23 protein-coding genes are annotated in these 21,231 nt (G+C 54.0%); 14 read left to right on the forward strand and 9 right to left on the reverse strand.

Annotation, left to right across the window (positions count from 1 at the left end):
- Nucleotides 1-2 precede the first annotated feature (2 nt).
- Nucleotides 3-1,442, forward strand: coding sequence for a peptidase (locus tag NVIE_RS15775; protein ID WP_144239789.1), 1,440 nt, complete (start codon nucleotides 3-5; stop codon nucleotides 1,440-1,442).
- On the forward strand, nucleotides 1,439-1,834 hold the full coding sequence (locus tag NVIE_RS00005; protein WP_075053446.1) for a hypothetical protein: 396 nt from the start codon (nucleotides 1,439-1,441) through the stop codon (nucleotides 1,832-1,834). Before NVIE_RS15775 ends, NVIE_RS00005 begins: the two co-directional genes overlap by 4 nt.
- Here NVIE_RS00005 and NVIE_RS00010 read toward each other — a convergent pair.
- Nucleotides 1,831-2,433 carry a nitroreductase family protein gene (locus tag NVIE_RS00010; RefSeq protein WP_075053447.1) on the reverse strand — a complete coding sequence of 201 codons (603 nt, stop codon included), beginning with the start codon at nucleotides 2,431-2,433 and terminating at the stop codon, nucleotides 1,831-1,833. The genes NVIE_RS00005 and NVIE_RS00010 overlap by 4 nt on opposite strands.
- Nucleotides 2,434-3,164: 731 nt before the next feature.
- Between NVIE_RS00010 and NVIE_RS00015 the strand changes: the two genes are divergently transcribed.
- Both NVIE_RS00015 and NVIE_RS00020 read left to right on the forward strand, forming a co-directional pair.
- Nucleotides 3,165-3,773, forward strand: coding sequence for a hypothetical protein (locus tag NVIE_RS00015; protein ID WP_075053448.1), 609 nt, complete (start codon nucleotides 3,165-3,167; stop codon nucleotides 3,771-3,773).
- Between the two features lie 383 nt (nucleotides 3,774-4,156).
- Nucleotides 4,157-5,557 carry a hydroxymethylglutaryl-CoA synthase family protein gene (locus tag NVIE_RS00020; protein WP_075053449.1) on the forward strand — a complete coding sequence of 467 codons (1,401 nt, stop codon included), beginning with the start codon at nucleotides 4,157-4,159 and terminating at the stop codon, nucleotides 5,555-5,557.
- Nucleotides 5,558-5,566: 9 nt separating this feature from the next.
- Here the strand turns inward: NVIE_RS00020 and ilvA are convergent, their stop codons facing one another.
- Nucleotides 5,567-6,820: a threonine ammonia-lyase gene (ilvA, locus tag NVIE_RS00025; protein ID WP_075053450.1), complete on the reverse strand. Its 1,254-nt coding sequence runs from the start codon at nucleotides 6,818-6,820 to the stop codon at nucleotides 5,567-5,569.
- 91 nt (nucleotides 6,821-6,911) lie between these two features.
- On the opposite strand from ilvA, the gene NVIE_RS00030 reads away from it, so the two are divergent.
- Complete coding sequence (locus tag NVIE_RS00030; protein WP_075053451.1) at nucleotides 6,912-7,388, forward strand: DUF6438 domain-containing protein; 477 nt, start codon at nucleotides 6,912-6,914, stop codon at nucleotides 7,386-7,388.
- Nucleotides 7,389-7,416: 28 nt separating this feature from the next.
- Here NVIE_RS00030 and NVIE_RS00035 read toward each other — a convergent pair whose 3' ends face one another.
- A complete protein-coding gene (locus NVIE_RS00035) occupies nucleotides 7,417-7,680 on the reverse strand; it encodes a DUF2024 family protein (RefSeq protein WP_075053452.1) in 264 nt (87 codons plus the stop codon).
- A gap of 120 nt (nucleotides 7,681-7,800) precedes the next feature.
- Between NVIE_RS00035 and NVIE_RS00040 the strand changes: the two genes are divergently transcribed.
- Genes NVIE_RS00040 through NVIE_RS00050 form a run of 3 tightly spaced genes read left to right on the forward strand, consistent with a single transcriptional unit; the run spans nucleotide 7,801 to nucleotide 10,774 of the window.
- Nucleotides 7,801-8,532, forward strand: coding sequence for an MBL fold metallo-hydrolase (locus NVIE_RS00040; protein ID WP_158435001.1), 732 nt, complete (start codon nucleotides 7,801-7,803; stop codon nucleotides 8,530-8,532).
- Between the two features lie 30 nt (nucleotides 8,533-8,562).
- Nucleotides 8,563-10,092 (forward strand): thioredoxin-like domain-containing protein, encoded by a 1,530-nt coding sequence (locus NVIE_RS00045; RefSeq protein ID WP_084790519.1) that lies wholly within the window; start codon nucleotides 8,563-8,565, stop codon nucleotides 10,090-10,092.
- Between the two features lie 49 nt (nucleotides 10,093-10,141).
- A complete protein-coding gene (locus tag NVIE_RS00050; protein ID WP_075053453.1) occupies nucleotides 10,142-10,774 on the forward strand; it encodes a nitroreductase family protein in 633 nt (210 codons plus the stop codon).
- On the opposite strand, the gene NVIE_RS00055 is transcribed toward NVIE_RS00050, so the two are convergent.
- On the reverse strand, nucleotides 10,768-11,517 hold the full coding sequence (locus tag NVIE_RS00055) for a DUF432 domain-containing protein (protein WP_144239356.1): 750 nt from the start codon (nucleotides 11,515-11,517) through the stop codon (nucleotides 10,768-10,770). The genes NVIE_RS00050 and NVIE_RS00055 overlap by 7 nt on opposite strands.
- A 443-nt stretch (nucleotides 11,518-11,960) precedes the next feature.
- On the opposite strand from NVIE_RS00055, the gene NVIE_RS00060 reads away from it, so the two are divergent.
- The 3 genes from NVIE_RS00060 to NVIE_RS00070 all read left to right on the forward strand — a co-directional run bounded on the left by NVIE_RS00060 (nucleotide 11,961) and on the right by NVIE_RS00070 (nucleotide 15,143).
- On the forward strand, nucleotides 11,961-12,896 hold the full coding sequence (locus tag NVIE_RS00060; RefSeq protein WP_075053455.1) for a magnesium transporter CorA family protein: 936 nt from the start codon (nucleotides 11,961-11,963) through the stop codon (nucleotides 12,894-12,896).
- Between the two features lie 67 nt (nucleotides 12,897-12,963).
- Nucleotides 12,964-13,920: a mechanosensitive ion channel family protein gene (locus NVIE_RS00065; protein WP_075053456.1), complete on the forward strand. Its 957-nt coding sequence runs from the start codon at nucleotides 12,964-12,966 to the stop codon at nucleotides 13,918-13,920.
- Between the two features lie 38 nt (nucleotides 13,921-13,958).
- Nucleotides 13,959-15,143, forward strand: a complete 1,185-nt coding sequence (locus NVIE_RS00070; RefSeq protein ID WP_084790520.1) for an MFS transporter — start codon at nucleotides 13,959-13,961, stop codon at nucleotides 15,141-15,143.
- Nucleotides 15,144-15,151: 8 nt separating this feature from the next.
- Here the strand turns inward: NVIE_RS00070 and NVIE_RS00075 are convergent, their stop codons facing one another.
- The gene (locus NVIE_RS00075; RefSeq protein ID WP_075053458.1) at nucleotides 15,152-16,015 is read right to left on the reverse strand and encodes a hypothetical protein; all 864 of its coding nucleotides are present in this window, start codon (nucleotides 16,013-16,015) and stop codon (nucleotides 15,152-15,154) included.
- A 334-nt stretch (nucleotides 16,016-16,349) separates the two neighbouring features.
- Between NVIE_RS00075 and NVIE_RS00080 the strand changes: the two genes are divergently transcribed.
- Both NVIE_RS00080 and NVIE_RS00090 read left to right on the forward strand, forming a co-directional pair.
- Nucleotides 16,350-17,015: a hypothetical protein gene (locus NVIE_RS00080; protein ID WP_158435002.1), complete on the forward strand. Its 666-nt coding sequence runs from the start codon at nucleotides 16,350-16,352 to the stop codon at nucleotides 17,013-17,015.
- A gap of 498 nt (nucleotides 17,016-17,513) precedes the next feature.
- Nucleotides 17,514-18,347: an adenylate/guanylate cyclase domain-containing protein gene (locus NVIE_RS00090; protein WP_075053461.1), complete on the forward strand. Its 834-nt coding sequence runs from the start codon at nucleotides 17,514-17,516 to the stop codon at nucleotides 18,345-18,347.
- Between the two features lie 37 nt (nucleotides 18,348-18,384).
- Here NVIE_RS00090 and rpsI read toward each other — a convergent pair whose 3' ends face one another.
- From rpsI to NVIE_RS00110, 4 genes are read right to left on the reverse strand one after another with little or no spacing between them, the layout of a single operon-like run.
- On the reverse strand, nucleotides 18,385-18,831 hold the full coding sequence (rpsI, locus tag NVIE_RS00095) for a 30S ribosomal protein S9 (RefSeq protein WP_227717408.1): 447 nt from the start codon (nucleotides 18,829-18,831) through the stop codon (nucleotides 18,385-18,387).
- Between the two features lie 2 nt (nucleotides 18,832-18,833).
- Nucleotides 18,834-19,301, reverse strand: coding sequence for a 50S ribosomal protein L13 (locus NVIE_RS00100; RefSeq protein ID WP_075053462.1), 468 nt, complete (start codon nucleotides 19,299-19,301; stop codon nucleotides 18,834-18,836).
- Complete coding sequence (locus tag NVIE_RS00105; RefSeq protein WP_075053463.1) at nucleotides 19,294-19,644, reverse strand: 50S ribosomal protein L18e; 351 nt, start codon at nucleotides 19,642-19,644, stop codon at nucleotides 19,294-19,296. Before NVIE_RS00105 ends, NVIE_RS00100 begins: the two co-directional genes overlap by 8 nt.
- 59 nt (nucleotides 19,645-19,703) lie before the next feature.
- The gene (locus NVIE_RS00110; protein ID WP_075053464.1) at nucleotides 19,704-20,360 is read right to left on the reverse strand and encodes a DNA-directed RNA polymerase subunit D; all 657 of its coding nucleotides are present in this window, start codon (nucleotides 20,358-20,360) and stop codon (nucleotides 19,704-19,706) included.
- 128 nt (nucleotides 20,361-20,488) lie between these two features.
- On the opposite strand from NVIE_RS00110, the gene NVIE_RS00115 reads away from it, so the two are divergent.
- A complete protein-coding gene (locus NVIE_RS00115) occupies nucleotides 20,489-21,178 on the forward strand; it encodes a ribosome assembly factor SBDS (protein ID WP_075053465.1) in 690 nt (229 codons plus the stop codon).
- Nucleotides 21,179-21,231: the final 53 nt, after the last annotated feature.

The following is a 21,231-nucleotide window of genomic DNA, read 5'->3' on the forward strand; positions in this document are numbered from 1 at the left end:
GCGTGAATACTGGTAGGGGAAAATTCCTGGCCGTCGCTTTTATCACCGTTCTCGTCCTGCCTGCCGTTCTTGCGTCGCAAAAGGCTTTTGCAGACGGCCTCACGCAGGAAAATCTTCCTCCTGCAACATTTGGCAACCGGGAGGCAGCGCTTTTTGTCAAGATTAATCCGCCGATTCTGACGACAGAATCGCAGCAGGATGCGTACCTGCAGTTCAGGCTGTTTGACGTCAAGACCAACGAGACGATAAAGTTCCCGACGCTCAACATCGCCGTGTACAAGGGCACGGACCCGAAAGCCAAGCCCCTCATGCAGGATTTCTTCCAGAGTGAAAACGGCCTCTTGACGCTAAAGATAAAGCCGCAGGAAGGCCCTGTCCAGATCCAGGGCAGCCGGGAGCCGTTCCTTAGCGCATTGCAGGCAGACCCTGGCGGAACGGTGAACGTCAGCGGGCCGGTATTGCTGGACGGCGGGCTGTACCGCATCGATGTAGAGGTATTTGGCATCGATTTTCCTACTAACATCTTCAAGGACGAGGACGTCAAGACGTTCGAGACCGCCCTCTCTGTGGGCGATGTCTATAGCCAGAACGTCCAGTCTGCAGACGGCAAGACCTACCCGATGTCTATAATCTCGTACTACGACAAGGTTGAGGACTTTAACTTTAACGCAGAATCCAAGACCTATTCCTGGGCCATGCCCTTTGACTGGAATGTAGAGAGGATACAGAACGCACCAAATGTTTTCGTGCATGAAGAGGTGAAGGTGCCCAAGTCGTTTGCAGGCGTGGGCGACGCGTCTGCCTTTGAGGCCAAGGTCAACGGCAAGCCCATTGCGGGCCGCATGCTGGCAGTCGACCCGTTCGCAGACGAGAACAACCTCATACTGCACTTTCTGATAAACAAGAACGACATACTGGACATGGCCAGGAACGATCCTCCGGCTGATGGAAAGATGTCGTTCTCCTTCTCTCCAGCCGGCGCCGCAGGGGAGCAGACATCAGGCGAGATATCCACAGACACGGGCGGCATCCATGTCCTCATGAACTGGACTCCAAGCCAGCTCAAGGCAGGCACCGATACGAAACTCAACATGCGGTTTGTCGACGCGTTTGCCGGCGCCAGCATCACCGACGACGTCAAGTACGACATCAAGATATTTGACAAGGCCGGCAAGGAGGTATTTGCAAAGGCGGACCAGATTGCCAAGGGCGGCGCAGGCGAGCAGACGGGATTGAACTTCCCTGCCGACGAGAACTACCGCGTCGAGGTGACGGTCAAGGGGCTAGTCAAGGAAGGGCAGGCGCCTGACCTCACGAGAAACGGGATTGCAAGAGGTGCAGTCGTGGTGCCGGAATTTCCTGCCGGGGCGATGGTTGCAGTCGCCGGCGCAATTGCCGCCATAGTCGCGGCCCAGAGATTGATGGCGCGAAAAAGCAAATGAAGAGCGGCTTTTACGACGAACTGTCGGAAAAGACCTACAACGAAATACCGCGCATCCCGGCGTCAAACAGGGTGATGCTGCACGTCAGCCCGTTCTCGGTGGGCCAGAGCTACGTCACTGCCAAGGTGGAAAACCGTCGCGGCGACACCGTCAACATCAACATCGAGGGCGGCCGGCTCGGAGTCGACCTGCAGGAAACATTGTTCAGGCTAGGCGACAATAGGCTGCCGAAACATGCCTACATTGTCACCACCATAAACGAGACAGGCAGGATACTGGCGCGCAAGGTCCCGGTGCTTGGCGTCAAGGACTGGCTCTTGATATACGAGGACGACCTGTTCCTGCTTGCGGTAAAGGACGCCTATGACGAGATCGAGATAATGGTGGTCTAGATGATGCTGGTAGTAGAGCCCCACCGGCCTGAAAACGCCAACTCGCCTATGGGCTTTCTCGACCTTGGCGCAAGCTCTTTTTCCCGCGGCTTTTCAGGCAGCGTTTCCGGGTTTCCGTAATATCCTATTGCTATCATCGTTGCAGGCTCGAATCCCTGTGGTATTTCAAAACTCTGCCTTGCCTTTTCAACGTCGAATCCTCCCATGACGTGCATGGCGAGGCCCTGATTGTACGCTTCAAGGAACATGTACGCAGTAGCCGCCCCAACGTCGTGCATGTAGTGCCTGTTGTCCTTGTCGTTGTGTGTGTACGTCCTCTTGGCGACCGCGCACATCAGGACTGGCGCCTTTCTGGCATACGAGTTGCCCTCTGAAAGGACCGACCGCGCGGCCTCTAGCATCTCTTTGTTGTTTTCAGCGGTAAAGACGATGAACCGCCACGGCTGCTCGTTAGAGCTTGAAGGCGCCCACCGCGCGGCCTCTAAAAGGGACATTACCTTTTGCTTTTCAACTGGCCTGTCGGAAAACGCCCTTGCGCTCCACCTCTTTGCAATGAGGTCGTTTATGGTGTAATCTGCCTTGGCGGTTTTGTTGTCCATGCTTGCACCCTATCGAGAGTCAGGGAATTTCTCTGTTTTGGTGGAAATAAAATACATAGGTCCGTTTGCCTATTAATTATATACTCCCCAATATTTGGGATATGCGATAAAAACTTTCCGCATCATGGTTAAACTATATTCTTATGGCAAAATCTTCGAAATAAACATGAAAATGGCTAACTCTCAATACTTCTTAAAGGCGACCGCGCCAGCAAGTCCAGTACCATGGGGAAGCAGTGTAGAATTTGTAGTACCGAGCGGAGTAACGTCGCTTGCATCTACATCGACAGGCAAATGGTGTACTGCTGCAAACCTTGTGGATGTAACGGATGCACATCCTGGAATTAAATGGGTAGAATGCAGCGTCACATACTTTGCATCCGGAGGAAGCCAGCCTCAAGGGTGGTACTTTTGGTATGGATGGAGTGGCAATACTAATGGCACGTACCAGTCCTTAGGCTATGATCCTACTGGCCATACTATTAGACTGAAGCTTAAACAAGTTTTTGGCGCAATCCGCTAGACTTTAATAATTTCAAATACTATGACCAGAACGATAATGTGATAACCTTTACGCCTACTATAGTTGCAGAAACAAATAATGGCGCATTTGCATGTTGTGCAGGACAAACAAACTGTATAGGATACAATACAAGCACGCTGGTAATATCGCGTAATTGTACAAGCTGTTGATAGGTATCGCTGCCCGCTTCAAATATTGGTGACACCATTTGAGAAAATATCAAGCGAGGTTGGCCATTATCGCCATAATTCTGTCTACAGTGCTAGCTAGCATTGCAGCTTTATCCTTGATTCCTATTGCTGCTTATGCCGCGGTTGACTTTGGTCTTGTTAGTACTACTTCGTTAGAAGGTACGGATGTGCGTATTGAAGTCTTGGGCCCTGTCAAATTTGATGAACCAAATCAAGTTTTGCCATACTTGGCAAACGGGACGGACTATACCTTTAATGTATCCTTCTTCGAGCCCAACAGTGCAAAGCCGCTCAAAGATGTCAATTACAATATCGTGATCACAAACTCGCTAGATTCATCAGGCAATGAACTATTCAATGCTGCAAAACAGGCTAACAGTCCTAACAACATGCTGCACAGCGCAAATGGAAATGTGACAATCAAGTACAATTTTAAAGAAATACAAAGCGCAATAGTGGTAATACAGTTTTATGGTACCAATTCTGCACCGAGTAACCAGCAGCATGAATTTATCTATCAGGTTGTAGATTCTAGAACCATTCCAGAATTTCCTCTAGCGCCTGTCATCCTTGCATCCAGTTTGGTAACAGCTATTGTTGTAAGAATCATGATCAAGAGGCCCTGAACCAAATTATCTTTTCTGAGAATGGGAATGAAATCGACAAATGCGAACTGGTGAGCGTTGTTTTGACCAAAGACAGGCTAATTCAATAGCTTGTCGCACACTAATAGATGCATTGTATAAGGAGATTTCAATCAAAAGTCTTTTGAGTTATCTGAATTGAAACGAGAAGTGATAATAATAGCCTGGCCGGACGCAGCTTTTGACTACGCCGACCAGACGTTTGTTCCCCATCGGTTTGGTCGATGTAGCACACACTATGCAACAAGATAATTTAAACCTGATGGCGCCGCATGAGAGCAAATGTGGGTCTAAAAGCTATTATGAGCAGGTCAAATAGCTCAAGAAATACCTTTAAATGACTAGAGCCTATCTTGAATGTAGATATGCCAGTCGTGGGGATTGATGATCTGGCGATCTATGTCCCAAAGCTTTACATCGATTACAAGGATTTCGCCCAAGCTAGAGGAATTGATCCGCAGAAACTAGAGTACGGCATCGGCATCCGCAAGATGGCGATTGCCGACACCAATCAGGACCCTGCCTGCATGGCAGCAAACGCCTGCCTGAAACTCATGCAAAAGGCGCACATACACCCGCAGGACGTCGGCAGGCTTTATGTCGCTACAGAATCAGCGCTTGACGAATCCAAGGCCCTCAACTCTTTTGTCATAGGCATGCTGGAGCAGGTGTACGGGGAAGGCTCTTTTGAGCACGCCGGCGGCATCGAGTGCAAGTTTGCCTGCGTCTCAGGTTCATATGCATTGCACGATAACGCCAACTGGATACGCGCCGAGGAAAACAGCGGCAAGGCCGCAATCGTCATCGTGAGCGACATTGCGAAATACGACCTTGGCTCAGCCGGCGAGTACACGCAGGGAGCCGGCGCTGTTGCATTATTGATAAAGGAAGAGCCACGCCTCATGGCTTTTGACCCCAAGGTCGCTTCCACCGTCATCAAAAACGAGTACGACTTTTACAGGCCCTTTGGCAAAGAGACCCCGCTTGTTAACGGCGGCTACTCCAACCTTCTCTACCTCATACAGGTGAGAAAGGCGTTTGACGCCTACAAGGAAAAGGCCCTGAAGACAGGACTTGTTAAACTGAACGAGGGCGAGGCCATCACCGACCACATCGACTTTTTCTCCGTCCACCTGCCGTACCGCAGGATGGGCGAAAAGGCGCTTGCATACCTCCTGAGGCACGAGTGGCGCCACCTCCCGCGCTGGAAGCACGTCACAAAGGAGATAGGCATGAACGAGCCGCAGCCAAAGGACCCGAGGGGCACTATTGAATCCATTCTTGCCGACACTGACTTCATGAAGGCAGACGAGCAGTTCCGCAGGGCGTTCATGCAGACGTCGTTCTACAACGAGACGTACGAGAAAAAGATGGCAAGTTCCCTTGAAGCCTCTGCGCAGATTGGCAACCTCTACACGGCCTCGATGTACATGGGCCTGAGAAGCCTGCTTGAATTCGAGTTCAAAAAGGGCACGGACCTTGAGGGCAAGCGTATCGGCTTTGGCTCGTACGGGAGCGGAAGCAGCGCGATGGTCTTTTCCGGCATCATGCAGCCCACCTACAAGGAGATCGTCAAGGGCCTGGACCTTGAGAACGACATTGGCGACCGCGTGAAACTGTCGATAGACGAGTACGAGCGCCTACACAGAAAGGAAATTGACTTTAACTCTGCGGTGACAAAGGCGCACAAGGAGTTCGTGCTTGTAAAACTCGGCGGCAGCACCGCGGACAAGGCCGGCTTTAGAGAATACGACTATGTCAGCTAGTTGCGCTAACTAGCTGACTACCTTGAACTCTATTCCTTTCCTTTTCATAAAGTCAAGCAGCTTTTGCGAGCGCTTCTCGTTCTCCAGCTCCAGGCTCAGGTAGACGCCTGCGGTCCCCGCGGGGATGTTGGCCGAGAGCCTGTCGTGCTCCACCTCGACGATGTTGACCGACAGTTCTGCAATGTCGTCGACCACCTCTTTCAGGGCGCCCGGCTTGTCCGGGAGCAGGATGAATATCTTGACCAGCCTGCCCATCTGCATCAGGCCCTTTGCCACCACCTGGCCGAGCAGGTACATGTCGACGTTTCCGCCCGACAGCAATGATATCACCTTCTCGTTCTTGCCCGCCTGGTGGCCGTTTGAGAGAAGGTATGCAAGGCTTGCGGCGCCTGCCGGCTCGACTACGAGTTTTGCGCGCTCCATTAGGAGAAACATCGTCTTTACAATCGCGGTGTCGTCTACAAGCACAATGTCGTCAAGGTGCTTGCTGACTATTTCGTACGTGAGCTTGCCGGGGCTCTTGACAGAGATGCCGTCTGCGATTGTATAGCCTGCCTTTACCGACTGGAGCGAGCCCTTTGCCATCGACTCTTTCATCGCAGGAAACGCCCTTGACTCGACTCCGATTATCTTGATGTCCGGCTTTTTCGCCTTGATCGCGATGGATACGCCTGCGGCAAGACCTCCGCCTCCGACTGGCAGGTACACCCTGTCGGCGCCTGCAAGGTCTTCCATAAGCTCTAGGCCGATGGTCCCCTGCCCTGCAATCACGTCCGGGTCGTCAAACGCGTGGATTATGGTCTTGCCCTCCTGTTTTGCGATTTCCTGCGTGGCCTCCCACGCTTCGTCGTAGTTAAAGCCCTTCTGGACCACCTCTGCGCCGTACGACCTTGTGGCCGCGACCTTGGCCGGCGACGCGTTCTGCGGCATGACAATCGTGCAGGGCACGTTTTTCCTTGCGCTTGCAAACGCGACTCCCTGCGCGTGGTTGCCTGCAGATGCCGCAATCACGCCATAGCCTGCCTGCTTTTCTGTCAGGCTGCCCACCTTGGCAAGCGCGCCGCGCACCTTGAACGAGCCGGTCAGCTGCAGGCATTCAAGTTTCAGGAACACGTTTGTGCCGGCAAGCTTTGAAAACGTGCTTGAGCGCTGCAGCGGGGTCTTTCTGACGGTGCCCTCCAGCAGGCTCCTTGCCTTCACAATGTCGTCATAGGTCGGGACCCTGTGCTTCCTGTCGGCCTTCCACACGCTGTCGTCATTCATTATTATGGATGCAGGGCAACAGCAGCCAAGCGCCTTAATTATAATTTGTGCCTTCCCAAAGACTCAAAAGCAACCGTCCTGAGAAAAAGCCGTGAGCAGCAGCGCTGTTGCAGGCGGTATCGTGGTGGGCGTTGCGTTTGTGGTGGTGTTTTCAATGTTCTCTATTCCCTCCGGGTTTGAGGGCAACATCGAGGACGTGACAATATCGCTTGAAAGAACGCCCTGCTTTGGTTTCTGTCCCGATTATACGGTCACTGTCTTTGGCAACGGCACCGTGGTGTATGAGGGCCGCAACTTTGTCTATGCCAAGGGCGAGCAGAGGGCGCAGATCGCGCAGTCCGACGTCAAGGAGCTCGTGGACGAATTCTACCGCGTCGGGTTCTTCTCGATGAAAGACCGCTACGAGGCGCAGGTGACGGACCTCCCGTCTCAGACTACTTCGATAACGGCTGGCGACGCGACCAAGAGCGTGTACAGGTACGGCCCCGAGCCGCAGCGGCTTGTGATGCTTGAGGACAAGATAGATGAAGTGGCAAAAACCGCGCAGTGGGTAAAAGGAGAAGGATAAGAATAACAGAAAGAAAAAAGGCCCCTGGTTAGTTAGGGCAGCCTTCCATCTTTTGTATCCAGTAGCCCTGCTGCTTGATTGATTTCTCTACAAACGGCGGAGCTTCCTGGATGTGGCAGAACTGGCACTCTTCAGAGGTCATCTTCTGTCCTGCCTGGCCCACGGTTGCGAGCCACTGCTGGCCGTACTGGATGGCCTTTTCGTGGGGGGTGTTTGCCTCGACCACGACGTCAAAGTGCATTATCTTGCCGTCCTTCTTTTGCACGTATGTATCGTAAACTGCGCATTCCATAGAAAAAAGTCCGCGAAGACGGTATTTAATCTATGAACCCGCTTTTCACCTTGTGAAAAAGGTGGCAATAACGTGGTGGTTCTAATGTTATTATACCGGGGCTCCTCCTCGTTTCGCCAGTTGGCCCTGGTTTTCCAGCAGATAAGGAGGATGGATTCTGGCTGCGTCACGTACCTGATAGGCTCGACAATGACCAAGGAATGCGCCATTGTTGACCCGCTCCTTGACACCGATTATGTGGCAGAGGAGGCGAAAAAAGCTGGATTAAAGATCGTGTACGTGATTGACACGCACACGCACGCCGACCATGTTTCCGGCGCGCGCAACATCGCCAGGCAGTTTGGCCTGCCAGGCGTCCACATGTCTGAAAAGTCGCAGAGCAGGTTCAAGACAATCCCTCTCAAGGACGGGCAGGCTATCAAGCTGGGAGAAGACGTCGAATTGAAGTTTGTCTACACGCCGGGCCACACGTACGACCACATGTGCATCCTTGTCAACAACGGGAAAATACTGACAGGCGACACGCTCTTTGTCGGAGACGTGGGGAGGGTAGACCTCGGCGGCGACGCCCGCGACAAGTCCGATAAATTGTTTGACAGCCTGCACGGAAAACTGATGAAGCTTGCAGACGGCGTGGAGGTGTACCCGGCGCACGTCGGCGCTGCTCACCACCTTGGAAACGCTAGGACGTCGTCAACCATCGGCACCGAGCGGGAAAACAACGGCGCGCTAAAGGCAGCCGACAAGGATGCCTTTTTCAAGTACATGACCGAGGACTGGCCGCCCAAGCCGCCAGACTACCAGAACATCATACGCCTGAACAAGGGCGAAGCCTCGATAGCGATGGTTTAAATCCGATCTTTTGGATACGGTGCCTGCAGCATGTTCCGCAGCAGGATGGCCGGTAACGCCGGTAGTAGCAGCAACTACAAGGCACAGGAATTCCCCGAAGGGTTTGCGTGGCTCAACGCAGAAAAGCCGCTTTCCATGGCAGGCCTGAAGGGCCACGTGGTGGTGCTTGACTTTTGGACATACTGCTGCATAAACTGCATGCACACGCTTCCCACGCTCGACTGGCTGGAGAAAAAGTACCGCGGCCAGCCAGTGGTGTTCATCGGCGTTCATTCCGCGAAATTCTTTAACGAGCAGCAGGCGCAAAACGTGCAGGAGGCAATCGGCCGCTATGAAATAGGTCATCCTGTAGTAGTCGACCAGGAAATGAAGATCTGGCGCTCGTACGGCGTCACTGCGTGGCCCACGATCGTAATAGTCGACCCGAAGTGCAATGTCGTGTACCAGCAGGCCGGCGAGGGCCAGCGCGACGAGCTTGACGACGTGATTGGCGTTCTGCTGGAGCGGCACCGTGCCGCAGGGACGCTTGCAAAAGAGCCAATCGAGATAGGGCATCCAAAGCAGGCGCAAAAGCGCGTGCTGTCGTACCCCGGCAAGCTTGCGTTTTCGCCGGATGGCAGGATGCTTGCGATAAGCGATTCAAACCACAACCGCGTGCTTGTCGTGGATATTGAAAGCGGGAATCTGGTCCACAAGGTGGGAGGCACGGCGCGGGACCTGCGCGACGGCAGTTTTGAAGAGGCGCGCTTTTTCCGCCCACAGGGGCTTGCGTGGGCCGGGGACAGGATAATCTACGTCGCAGACACCGAGAACCACGCGCTCCGGGAAATCGACATTTCCGCAAAAACAGTCAGGACGCTTGCCGGCGACGGCAGGCAGGGCGCGTGGATTTCAGGAGCTCAGGACGGCAAGATGACGCAGCTGAGCTCGCCCTGGGACCTTGCGTACTCTGACGGCTTTTTGTTCATCGCGATGGCCGGCCTGCACCAGATATGGGCCTACCACATCGAGTCGGGCAAGATTGGCCCGTTTGCCGGCAGCGGCTATGAAAACATCGTCGACGGCTCTTTTTCAGAGGCCCAGTTTGCGCAGCCAAGCGGCCTTTCTATCTATGGGAACTTTTTGCTAGTCGCGGACAGCGAGGTGTCTGCGGTACGGCTCCTTGACTTTTCCAAAAAGACAGTGCAGACCGTGGTGGGCGAAGGCCTTTTCGAGTTTGGCTTTAAGGACGGCCCGCTTGCCTGGGCGCGCCTGCAGCACCCGCTGGGAGTCCACTGCGCAGGCAACAAGATCTATGTCGCCGACACGTACAACCATGCCGTGCGCCTCATAGACCTCGACACGCAGCAGGTATCGACCGTGGTGGGCAGGGCTGCTGCAGACAAGGCGATGATGATGTGCAGAATAGACGACCCTGCGTGCGACACGCTCGGGCTCTTCGAGCCTTCCGACGTCAAGCAGAAAGGAAACACGCTGTACATCGCCGACACCAACAACCACCTTGTCAGGATGTTCGACCTCGACAAGATGGTGCTCAAGACGCTTGCCATAAAAGAATAGCAGCGGCAAGAAACCTTTTTCTGCGCTGCGCACAAACCTAGTCCCTGAGATGTCATCGTCGTACCCATCTGACGTATTTTCCAGGCTCTACGCCGGCGAGGAAAGCGGCAAGCTGTACCCGAAGGAGGAGGTCGCGCAGCAGGCGCCGGAAGGCGTCGAGGACGTTCTTCAGACCAACATATTCAACGTGATGCTGAACCGCAGGTCGCAGCGCAAGTTCGAGGACAGGCAGGTGGAGGACTGGAAGATGGAAATGATATTTGCAGCCGCCGACACGGCACCAACCGCCGGCGGGTTTCAGGGGTTTGAGATATTCAACGTCAAAAAAGCAGACGTGAGGGCGAGGCTTGTCGAGGCCGCAAACAGGCAGCCGTACGTGAACGCGCCGGAGGTGCTCGTCTTTTGCATGAACCCGCAAAGGGTGAAACTGAACTTTCCGCAGGACATAATCCGCAAGTTTTCCGTGCAGGACGCCACGCTTGCGGCCGCGTACGCGCAGCTTGCCGCGCACGCGCTTGGCCTGAGCACCGTCTGGATAGGCATGATAGACGAAAAGAAGGTCATGTCCGCGCTCGGCACGGACCTCGTGCCGTCCTCGATACTGTGCATCGGCTACCCGCAAAAGATGCTGCAGCCAAAGCCAAAGCGCAACCTGGTGGAGCTAATACACACGGTTCAGTAGCCGGCGTCCATCATGAACACCAGCGTCTCTTCCCTCTTGGCGACGCTGGTCTTGTCGGCGCGCTTGACCTTGGTGTTGATGCGGACGTTGACGATGTCCTTGCCAAAGGCCACGTCGAGCCGGACGTCGACCCCGCCGGGCACCCACGCGTCGTCCTGAGCGTGGTCCAGCACGACCCCGTCCATCGGCACTATCACCTTGCTTATCTTGACCACGTTGTCGATGGCGTTGCTTATCCGGATCCTTACCGTGGCCTCTGTGTACTTTTCTGCGCAAATGCCGTCTTCCGTGGTACTGGTCTCTGACTCGAAAAAGCGGCAGACCGTGCCGGCCTCCGGCGAACCGTACAGAGCGTATCTCTGGAGCGAAAGGGAAAACGCGTCTATCAGTAGCTCTTCGTCTTCCGACTGGCGGTACACGCCTATCTCTATTGGGATCTTTGTGTACACGACTGCGTCGCTCCTCTGGTCCATCACGACTGGCGACCTGAACTTGATGTACATGTTCTTGGCCACTTGCTTTGGGGTGAGGAGCGGGGCTATGGGAAAGATGCCCACGACTATGCCGTCGTCCTTGTCGGAGACTATGGTAGTCTCTGCGGCAAGCGCGCCTGCAGCGTAGCGCTTGTACGAGTACGCGCCGGCGGCTCCTCCGGCGATGACTATTTTCTGGTTCCGGAACGTTATTTCAAGCGGCTCCGACCCCGCCTTGACCTTGTGGCGCCCAAACAGCTCCTGCAACAAACACCTGTGACAACGGAACCAATGATTTGTAAATGTTTTCCACCCGGAGGCTTTGTTTAAAAGTGACTTAGCCACGCTCAATCAGTATCATAAGTTCAAGATTCCCACGCTCAACTTCTGACTTTTTGCACAAAGCCCCACCCGGAAAAATGTGGAGAGAGAAAAACGCGGGAATGATCTGGGAGTAAGATTTTGTACGCGATCATGATTTTTCAAAAGCGCCTTTGACTTTTTGCCAGCGCGCAGAAGCATCATTAATCTTGCAAGGGCTGACACACGTCATGCGTGGGAAGAGTAGAATCTGCTGCGTGGGTTGCGCCTGAATCTGCACCAGTACTCTCGACAGTGGAGCCTGCATTGCGCCTCCGCGCGGGGCGTGCGGCAACATACATACACAGCAACAGCTTTTTTCAATATCCGTAGTGGATGTGTGATAGCTGGACATGCTCAGGCAGCTGGAAAACGAGGGCTTTGTGTGGGTGGACATTTCTGCGCCCACCCGCGAGGACATGCGCGAGCTTGGCCGGCGCTTTTCGTTCCACGAGCTGAACCTGGCAGACTGCGTCTCTAAAATCCAGATACCAAAAATCGACCGCTACAAGACTCACGTCTTTGTCATACTGCACTTTCCGGCCGTGGCGCAAGAGCGCGTGCCAAAGCCAAGCCAGCTTGCAGCGTTCCTTGGCCTGGGCTACCTCGTGACGGTGCATCAGGAAGACCTGAAGACCGTGACGGATACGTTTGACGCGTGCGAAAGGAGCGAGGGCGTGCGCAAGGAGCTGATGGGCAGGTCGGCCGGCTACCTGTACCACAGCCTGGTCGACGCGCTCGTGGACGAGCTCTTGAACAACGTCCGCAAGATAATGGGCAACATGGAAGACATCGAGGACGCCGTCTTTGACGAGCGGGTGGCAGTGGCCCGCGAGATCTCGTACCTGCGCAGGGAAGTCACGTCGCTTCGGCGCATAGCGATTCCCATGAGGCGGACGCTTGCAGAGCTGGTGGCAAAGGACGTCCAGCGCTTTTCGGAAGAGGACCTCACCCTGTACTACGACGACGTGCAGGACCACATCGACAAGGTGATAGAGACGCTCGAAGAGTCCAAGGACACCATAGAGATCTTCAAGGACACCGACTTTATGCACAGCAGCGACAGGTCCAACAAGATACTTGCGGTGCTCACGATAATATTCACGCTTTCCATGCCGGCGTCCATAGTGGGCTCGTTCTACGGGATGAACGTGCCGATACCCGGCGGCACAGAGAACGGGCCGTGGACGTTCCTTGGGCCGTACACCGCCTTTGCGCTAATCGTCCTTGCGTCAAGCGCGTCTGCAGGGGCGATGATGGTGTATTTCCGCCGGCTCGGGTGGATCTAAAAATAAAATATGTACATATACAAGAAGGGCCTCTATGTGAGCTGCCTTGGCGGCAGAAGAATCAGCTATGTCCAATAACACCGCGACATCGATCTTTGGGCTTCCAAGCACGATTGACATCTTTGGAGTCCAGGTGACGCCGTTTGCCATCATACTCACGATTGCGATAATCGTCGCCGGCTTTGCAATAGCGCACGGAGTCCGGCTCGTCACGCTAAAGTACCTGGGCACGCGCCTGCCGCCCGACGCAAGGAAGGCGACCGGCAGGACCGTCTATTACGGCATAATAGCCGTGGCGCTGCTCTCGGCGCTTGGGGTCTCTGGCCTCGACCTCTCCGGCCTGTTCCTTGCAGGCGGCTTTGCCGGCATCATCGTAGGCTTTGCCACGCAGTCGCTGTTCTCAAACCTGATTTCGGGCATATTCCTGCAAATCGACAAGCCGATGAAGATAGGAGACCCCGTTCTCATAACGGGCAAGCTACCTGACGTCGCCGGCGTGGTGGTGGAGGTGACGGCGCTCTCATCGCGCCTGCGCATGTTCGACGGGACGTACGTGCGCCTGCCAAACAGCGACGTCTTTCTGTCGGAGATCCGCAACTTTTCCGGCGCCGCAGCGCGCAGGGTCGAGCTCGTGATAGGGGTCTCGTACGACTCGGACGCGCAAAAGGCAATCGGCATCATCCGGCAGAGCCTGAAGGGCACGCCGCTGGTGCTCGTCGAGCCCGAGCCCGACGTGTACGTGGACAACCTCGGCGCCTCGGCCGTCAACATCAACATCTGGTGCTGGGTGCCGTTTACCGTGTGGTTTGACATGAGAAAGCTGCTTGTCGAGCAGATAAAGAGGGAGCTTGAAACAAACGGGATCGAGATACCCTTTCCGCAGCAGGTCGTCCATATTAAACAAGATAGGAGGAAAAAGGCTCCAAAAATGGGCGCGCCAAGAAATAGCGATACCGTGCCGCCTGCTGCTAGTTTCGATTCTAGCGCCGGCGTGAACCTGGACGAAGTAGCAGACAATGACTAGCACAAGGGATACAAGCGCGGCCTGCAATTAGCAGGGCGTTGGTCGAAGAGGGAGAAAAAGAAAAGGCCGGCCGCAGAAACGTCTACGCGCTAGGCTTTGTCAGCTTTTTCACCGACGTCTCGTCAGAGATGGTCTTTGCGCTGCTTCCCCTGTTCCTCACGGGGCCGCTTGGGGCGTCGCGCACGCTCCTTGGGCTCATAGAGGGCGTGGGCGAGATGCTCGGCTACACTGTCAGGATGGGCTCTGGGGCGCTCTCCGACAGGACGCAGAGGCGCAAGCCCTTGGTGGCGCTTGGCTACTCGCTTTCGGCCGCAAGCAAGCCCTTCTTTGGCGCGGCCGCCGGCTGGGCCGACGCCTTTGTGGTGCGCTCGCTTGACAGGGTTGGAAAAGGCGTGCGCACCGCGCCACGCGACGCGCTGATAAGCGAGTCGGCGCCGGAGGCCAAGGTCGGCCGGGCGTTTGGCATCCACCGCTCGATGGACCATGCCGGCGCAATAGTCGGGCCCGCGCTGGCGTTTGCGCTGTTTCCGTACGTCGGGTTCCAGGGCGTGTTTTACGCATCCATCTTGCCCGGCGCGCTTGCAGTCGCAGTGCTCGTGCTGTCTGTCAAGGAGCGCATTGCGCCCTCCTCTTCTTCAAAGCCGCGGTCGATGTCTGCAAACGTCCGGGCAGTCCTTTCGCAGAGGAGGTTTGTCGCCCTGCTTGCAATAATGGCCGTCTTTGGCGTCGGCGCGTTCAACTTTTCGTTCGTGCTCGTACGCGCGTCGGACCTCGGCGTCCCGGACGGCTCGGTGGCGCTCGTCTACCTTGCGATAAATGTGGCCCACGCTGCCATCGGATACCCTGCCGGCGCGCTTGCAGACAGGGCAGGCAAGGAAAAGATGCTCGTACTTGCGTACGGCGTGTTTGCGGCAAGCGCGTTCTTGATGCTTGCAAGCGCGGACGCGGCGCAGGCGTACGTGCTTGCCTTGGTGTACGGCGCCTATGTGGGAATAGCCGAGACCGTCCAGCGTGCAGTGATTCCCCGGTACGTGGCAGCAAGCGAGCACCGCGGCACTGCCTATGGGCTTTACAACCTGGTCGCGGGCTTTTCATTCCTTGCCGCAAACGTAGTGTTTGGGTTCCTGCTCGACTCGTCGGGGATTGGTATTGCCGCGACCTACAGCATCATCACGTCTGCACTGGCGGCCGCTGCCATGGTTGCATTCATCGTCAAAAAGTGATTGTTATACTACTTGGCCTTTTTCAGGGCTTTTACCACGCTTGCAAGCTCGCCCGCTACCTTGTCGGCGTCTACCTTTGGTATCTTTCCAGTCTCAAACACTGCCTCTCGCTTTATCGCCTTCTTGCTACCCTTTATCAGCTCGATGTCAAAATACGTGCAGACGCCCTCCTCGCCCTGCATCAGCCTGTTGTAGTCTATCGGCACGGCTGATGTTTGATACAATTCTATCATCAGGTCGTTGAGCTCTGCAAATAGCGCGTTCTTTCTCTCGCCCATTTTTTGGAACTCGGCCTGGCCTTCCACCGACGCGGCCTTTTTGTCAAGCTCCTCTGCCAGCTTTTCGTCTTCAAACATCTTGGAAAACAGGCCCTCAAAGTCCATTTCTGCCAGGCCGCGCTTTTCAAGCTCCTGCCCAAGCGCCCTGTCGGCGCTGTCCCTGATGTTGCCGTACAGCGCGGTCGCATCATCCGCGATCTTGGCAAGCTCTTTCTGGACCTCTATCACGCGCTTGTCGGCCTTGTAGTACGGCAGCGCGTGGAACTGGATGCCAAAGTAGCCAGAGATGTAGTACTTGTTGCCAACGTCCCTGCTGAACTGGCAGAACAGCCTGTGGAGGTCGTCGGTGACCGACTTTGAAATGCCGCCTGCAAGCCAGCCTTCCATCCTGTTTGTCAGCCTCTGGTAGAACGTCTGCACGTTCTGCGGGTCAAAGGTGTCTGTCTGCGTAACGGTGCCGTCCCCAAGCATCGCGTGCGACTTTTGCATGGCTATTGCGGGCTTGACTGCCTCAAGGAACTCTGCCTGGATGTTCTCAAATGCCGCGTTTGCTTGCTTGCTGAAATAGTCCGTGCCCTTGAGCGGGAGCCTCATCCTTGCCGTGGTGTGCTAGTCCTGACATATAATCTCAATGAATCTATCGATGAAAAAAATCTGAACACAAGAACGCTCTGGTTTTCTTGCCTACTGTCCTATTGGTAACGCAATTTGGATAAAGCGATCTCTTGGATAGACATTTTGAATACCTAGGCACGGACTGTCAGGATTCGTTTATGTCCAGACCTTCATCTGTTTTGTAGACAACTCCAATAACCTAGTGAGAAGATATGCTGTAAAGATAAGGAGATAAAGCCTATTGAGATGTCATGAGGACCAAAATCTCTTATAGGCATATGGACAACTAGTATTACGCATAATGGCTCTCGTAATGGAAAGACTGACACCTGTAGATGCAAATATTATTCGTAAGAATGACGAGAAGTCATTGAAATCCCTTTTACCAAAATTACAGGATAGAATTGCGGCTCGAGTATTGCTTAAGGGAATGAATAATACTATTGACTCTATCCTTAAAGCAAAGAGGGAGAAAATAGAATCCACTTTCGACGATTCCCTTGATTCCTTTATCATAATGGCGGGTGGTTTGGTGGAATTGGTTGCAAAGAACAATAGGACTAGAATGATAGAAATTATTCAATCAGATATTGCCTTTTATGATAATGTGAAAACTGATGCAAATAGAAGGGCCGATCTTGACGATAAAGTCATCGAAGATATTGTTCGTATGATTTCTATTTTGGAAGACTATCAAAATGTAATAATTGCTATTCAGACAAACCGACCCAAAGAATTTGACAAGGCTCTCGAACAAATTGATGGACTTGACCTACTAAAGTCGCTCTATGGGACAATGCTTGCAATATTTTGTATAGCCAAACTTCTGAATAACAAGAAACATCGTGATACTGGCAAGCTTGAAACCCTGGTACAACAGGGTCTTTCCCACGCTGAAAATCTGGATGCATATACAGACACTATGGATATACTTAGCAATCCTGAAGAAGTGGCACTTCTTAAGGAAGAAACATCCTAGTCTTTGAGTTCTTTTGACTGCGGAGCACTTCCAAGTAATATTCAAGAATCCCGGATACGAAACCTCGATCCGAATTCTGACCATTCGTGAAAAAGCGGAACTCCAAAAAATAATCGAAACATTAGAGGTAGCGCCTTTTCCTGAGCAGAATAATAGACTGTCAAAGCCACTTCGTCGACCTCTTGAGGGAAAATATGTTCTTCGTATTGCTAATGGCAAATACCGCCTAATCTATAGTATTGAACTAAACAGCAAGAAAGTCTTCTTGTGGTATGTCAAGCCTAGTCAAGAGTATACAATGCCGCGTGACAAGCTAACCTTGACTATACCACGCGTCTACCTAGTAAAAGAAGAAAATGAAGATGATTGAAAAATATGGGTTTGCTCGCCCCGTCTTTTAACCTCGCATTGCATTCATAAAACCGTGAAATTTACACGTCCGGACAGCAAATTCTCAATGACTTTAAATCCCGCGAGTTACAATATTGGAGGGCAGGCGTGGCCCCGGAAGCAAAGGACGAGAAAAAGGAGGCCAAGAAGGACAAGGCCGAGGATAGCACGAGCAAGAGCCTCGTCGGGATGATGATGGGGGAAAGCTCGGCCGAGGAAAAAACGACAGTCGTCGTCGACTCGGAAACGCTCGTTGCGCAGACGCAGGACAGGCTGTGGCGCGCGCTAAAGCGCCGCTACCAGTACGACTCGTCGCTGAAACCGGGACAGGAATACCTGCTGTCGCACGTCAGCAGCAAGATCCCGCTCGTGATAATGTACGCCGACCTCGTGGGCTCGACAAACATGAGCATGACGCTCCCGGTGGACAAGCTTGTGACTATAATCCGCGCGTTCACGCAGGAAATGTCGTCGGTGGTGGAAAGCCACAAGGGATATGTTTTGAAATACGTGGGCGACGCAGTCATTGCGTTTTTCCCTGCAAGCTACAACCGGCTGAGCGCCTGCGACAGGGCAGTCCAGTGCGCCCGGTCGATGATAACGGTGGTAAAAAACGGCATCAACCCCATCTTGAACCAGTACGATTACCCCGAGCTTGGCGTAAAGATAGGCATGGACGTGGGCGAAAACGTCATCGTGCAGTACGGCCATGACAAGAGCTCGCCAATCGATATTCTTGGATACTGCATGAACGTGGCCGCCAAGATAACGTCGCTTACAGGCCCAAACAGGATATCGATAGGGCAGGACGTCTACGACCTGCTCCACCCGTCAGAGAAAAACAAGTTCAAGGAGATGAAGCTTGGGGCCGAGGAATGGAAGTACAGGGACCGCGTGACAGACAAGGTGTACCGCGTCTATACGCTGATGGAAAACAGATAAGAGAAGAAGAAGAAAAAGGAAAAAGAGAAAGAAAGGCTTAACGGTACGATTTCTGCTTTCTGCGCCTTGCGCCGGGGCCGCCGAACTTTTTCGATTCGGACTGCCTGTGGTCGCCTGCGAGAAAGTGCCTGTCGTACTCTGTCAGTTTCTTGCGGATCTCTTCTCGGACGCTCTTTGGGAACGGGTGCTCCTTGGGATCCTTGTCGCCCTTGACGTCGCCGGTGAGCGCTCTGGAAATGGCGACTGCGCTTGCAAACGCCTGGCCCATAAAGCCGCCGCCTGCAACCTGCACGTTGATGTCGACCTTGTTGCGCTGGTCGCCAACGAGCGTGAGCGGGGTGAGCAAGAGCTCCTTTGCAACCTCTGGCTGCACGAGCTCCGCCGGTATGTTGTTTATCCTGACTCTGCCGGAGCCCTTGGCGATTGTCGCCACGGCCTTGCTCGTCTTTCTCTGGCCCGGGTAAAGGTCTATCTTGCTTGTCATGATTATGATGGCACTCCCTTCCATCCTATCTGCTTGGCGACGTCGCCCATCGAGATATAGTATGCCTCCGGCTTGGTAATCTTGGAATCTTCAAACGACTGCATCTTGGCAGCCTTCATTTCTTCTGGGACCCCGATATATACCCTGAGACGCTGGTGCGCTTCAATGCCTGTAGTCTTTTGCTTTGGCACCATGCCCCTCACCATCTTTGACAGTATGGTGTCCGGCCTCCTTGGGTGGAACGGGCCGTGAATGGGGTTCGTGACCGAGTTGATTTCAAGGTGCTCCTTGTACTGCTCGATTACTTTGTAGCGGTTGCCTGAAAGCATCGCCTTCTCTGCGTTTACTATTGCGACCTTGTTGCCCTGCAGGAGCAGTTTTGAGACGTGCGAGCACATCCTGCCTGCGATGCAGTTTGTCGCGTCAACGACAATGGTTTGCGGTTTCTTGGTATTATTATTGTCAGCCAATTATCCTCACACCTTTTCCGTCCGGGTATTTCTTTATCAGGTCGTCAAGGCTCACGACCTTGCCTCCCATATCGCCGATCTTTTTTGCGGCTGACTCGGAGATTGAAAACGCGCAGACTGTCAGTTTGTGGCCCAGGTTGCCGGTGCCAAGCACCTTGCCAGGGACCACGATAACCTCGCTTGCCTTTGTGACCTGCGCAAGCCTGCCAAGGTTGACCTCGCTCCTGTTGGACCTCGGGCCGGAAACGCGGTCTTCAAGGTCCTTCCAGATGGGCGCCTTGTTCTTCTTGGCCGCCTTGCGGAGGGTCCAAACGGTATTGTCGACTAGAGTGTTAGCGAACATAATATCCTCGTGTCCTCTTTACGTTCCTAATCAAATCTGGAATCCCCAAATAAACGTACCTAGGCGCTCTTTGGTATCTTGAGCGAGCCTATGACCTGCTTGAAGTTCTTGATCTTGGACTGCAGGCGCTCCGTCGCTTCCTTCAGTATCTCTTCTGCCGTAAGCGCGCCGTTTGTCTCGATGACGAGCACTATCTCGCTTTCGTCCTTGCCGTCCTTGACTACAGCCGCCGAAGTCGGCTGCCACTTGGCGTGCTGCTTGCCTACGCCAAGGCGTGCGTACGCCTCGAATTTCAGTTTCTGGCTTGGAGCAAGCACGACTATGGGGATGTCCTTGCTCACAGGCTTGACCATCTCGTCCTCTGACACCATCTCGCCGGAGGTGACGACCTTGGTCTTGTCCGTTGCCTCTGCGTCAAGGACTAGCAGAACCCTGCACTTGGCGCAACCGAGTGTACTGCCGCAGTCGCACTCGTGGGGCATAACGAACCTGCCCGGGTCGGTCCTGAGCGGGATGAGGCCGAGGCGGTGCGCCACTGCCTCGTCGTGCATGACTGACGAGTTTTCAAGGATTACCACGTCGTCGATTGCAAGCGTCGGGACCTCGCTTATGGCAAGGCGCCTGAGCGCGTTTACGTACTGCCTTGGAATATTGTTAAACTTGGCAACGATCCTGTTATCTGATTTTTCAACAACTTCGACCGAAGGAGAAACCAATACTTCCGAAAGTTGCCAAAACGTCCTTAAAAATCTACCGAAACTTGCAAAAATTATCGGGCCCGCACGGCGGCCTGACACATGCATAAATATATGCGCCAAGTCCACAAGCTGCTGTAGTAAAAAGTATGACGGACAACAAGTTCACCATAGTTCGCCTCTCAGTCGAAGGCGACAAGTTCGAGCTGCTGGTCAAGCCAGACCCTGCCCTCGAGTACAAGCTGGGCAAGAGGGCGGACATTTCAAGCGTGCTTGTTTCCGACGAAGTCTACTCTGACGCAAACAAGGGTTCCCGCGCCTCAAGCGAGAAGCTCATGAAGCACTTCAAGACCACGGACCAGGCGGAGGTGGCCAGGCAGATACTTGCCCGTGGCGAGCTCAACCTCACCACGGACCAGCGCCGCAAGATGGTCGAGGAAAAGCGCAAGCAAATAGTCTCGTACATCCACCACAGCTTTGTAGACCCCAAGTCGCACCTGCCGCACCCGATAACCCGGATAGAGGCGGCAATGGAGCAGGCAAGGGTGAGCATCGACCCGCACAAAAAGGCAGAGGACCAGGCCAAGGACGTGGTAGACGCGCTCCGCGCGATATTGCCATTAAAGTCGGAGACCCTGAAGCTGATAGTGAGGGTGCCTCCGCAGTACGCCGGCCAGTCGTACAGCGTGATAAAGCCGGCAGGCGAGCTAAAGAGCGAGGAATGGCAGGCCGACGGCTCTCTGCGAGTGGTAATCGAGATGAACGCCGGCATGCGCGGGAACTTTATCGACCGGCTCGGCTCTGTGACCAAGGGCACGGCTGAAGTGAAAGAGGCGTAATGGCACCCACTTAAAATATAAGTCAGCTATTATAATTGCCCACAAGGAGAAGA

Source organism: Nitrososphaera viennensis EN76 (assembly GCF_000698785.1).
GTDB lineage: Archaea > Thermoproteota > Nitrososphaeria > Nitrososphaerales > Nitrososphaeraceae > Nitrososphaera > Nitrososphaera viennensis.